The following is a 1,857-nucleotide window of genomic DNA, read 5'->3' on the forward strand; positions in this document are numbered from 1 at the left end:
GATTTACAGTCTGATCCCTTTGGCCGCTCGGGAACCCCTCCAGTTGCATAAATGCCACAACGGTAATTCTGCTTGCACCCGTTGTTTTTGTCGCTTTTGCTGGGCAAATAGACGACAGACATCCAAGCGTCGCGCATTTTATGGTAAGGATTTTGGGGATGCAACCATTGCACCTTGCAAAATGTGCATTTATGCCGGGTTCCAGGCAAAAAAACGCTCCTTCTCCGTCCCGACCGGACGCGTCCCTTGTCGCTCCCGATCCCTTGGTGTATGGTCGCCCTGCCCAAGAAACAGTGATGACACCATGACGACAGAGCATAACCCCTATTTGCAATTCACCCGCGAACAATGGGCGTTATTGCGCGATGCGGTCCCCCTGACCCTGACCGAGCACGATCTGCAGACCCTGCGCGGGATCAATGAGAAGGTGTCATTGCGAGAAGTGGAAGAGATCTACCTGCCCCTCTCCCGTCTCCTCAATCTCTACGTCAAGGCCAAGCAGCGCCGCAGCCGGGTGCTGGAGCAGTTTCTCGGTCAGTCCCGCGGCAAGGGCACCTATATCATCAGCATTGCCGGCAGCGTGGCGGGGGGAAAGAGCACCACGGCCCGTATCCTTCAGGCATTGCTGGAGCGCTGGCCGGAGCACCCCAGGGTGGAGCTGGTCACCACCGACGGCTTCCTGTTTCCCAACAAGGAGCTGGAAGCCCGTGGCCTGATGCGTCGCAAGGGGTTCCCCGAGTCTTATGACATCCGCCATCTGGTGGAATTTGTCGCCAATATCCGCGCCGGCCACGAGAAGGTCGAGGCCCCCGTCTACTCCCACCTCATCTATGACATCCTGCCCGACGAGAAGAAGGTGGTGGAGCAGCCGGACATCCTGATCCTGGAGGGGCTCAATGTGCTGCAAAGCGGCATGGACTATCCCCAGGACCCTCATCGCGTGTTCGTGTCGGACTTCGTCGACTTCTCCATCTATGTGGATGCCGACGCCGAGCTGCTGCGCACCTGGTACATCGATCGTTTTCTCAAATTCCGCAGCGGCGCCTTCTCGGATCCCGACTCCTATTTCCACCACTACGCCAAGCTGGCCGAGAGCGAGGCGACCGAGATCGCCAACAACATCTGGCAGGATATCAACTACCTGAATCTGCAAGAGAACATCTTGCCGACCCGGGAGCGGGCCAACCTCATCCTCACCAAGGGCAATGAGCACGCCATCGAGCAGATCAAGCTGCGCAAGTGACTACTGTCGCAGTGCATACATGGAAGAGGGGGCCCGCAGGCCCCCTCTTCCATTCAGTCCTCATGAGCGTATGGGTTCAGTCCCCCCGCCGCAGGGAGAGTTCCCCTCCCAGATAGAGCTTGAGCCCCTCTTCCGTCTCCAGACGCAGGGCTCCGCGTTCGTCGATCCCCCGGGCAATCCCGCGGATCACCTGCTCTCCCATCAGCAGCTTCACCGGCTGGCCGGCGAAGTGGTCGAGCCGGTTCCAGCTCTCGACAAAACTCGCCAACCCCGTCTGTTCGAAGGTCTGCATGGCCTGTTGCAGGTGCAGCAGCACGCAGGCGGCCAGCTCGTTGCGATCCACCAGCTCGGGCTGGATATGGCGCAGCTCGGACCAGGCCTGATCGATCTTCTCTCCCTCCCGACTCGGCATCGCCAGATTGAGGCCGACCCCGATCACCAGATGGCAGCTGGCACCCGCACTGCCGCTCATCTCCACCAGGATGCCCGCCAACTTGCGGCCCTGGTAATAGAGGTCGTTTGGCCACTTGAGCTCCACCCCGGGATAACCGAGGGACTCCAGCGCCTCGACCACCGCCACGCCGACCGCGAGACTCAGTCCCATGGCGGCCGCC

General features: G+C 60.3%; 2 protein-coding genes. One reads left to right on the forward strand and one right to left on the reverse strand.

Translation table 11 applies throughout. From position 1 onward, the window contains the following. Positions 1-304 precede the first annotated feature (304 nt). Positions 305-1,243 (forward strand): type I pantothenate kinase, encoded by a 939-nt coding sequence (gene coaA, locus AACR77_RS05020; RefSeq protein WP_029314861.1) that lies wholly within the window; start codon positions 305-307, stop codon positions 1,241-1,243. A gap of 76 nt (positions 1,244-1,319) precedes the next feature. Here coaA and AACR77_RS05025 read toward each other — a convergent pair. Beyond that, positions 1,320-1,857, reverse strand: a 538-nt coding sequence (locus AACR77_RS05025) for a biotin--[acetyl-CoA-carboxylase] ligase (RefSeq protein WP_042880143.1), incomplete at its 5' end; no start/stop codon positions are given.

This window comes from Aeromonas sp. ZOR0002 (assembly GCF_963866995.1).
GTDB lineage: Bacteria > Pseudomonadota > Gammaproteobacteria > Enterobacterales > Aeromonadaceae > Aeromonas > Aeromonas caviae.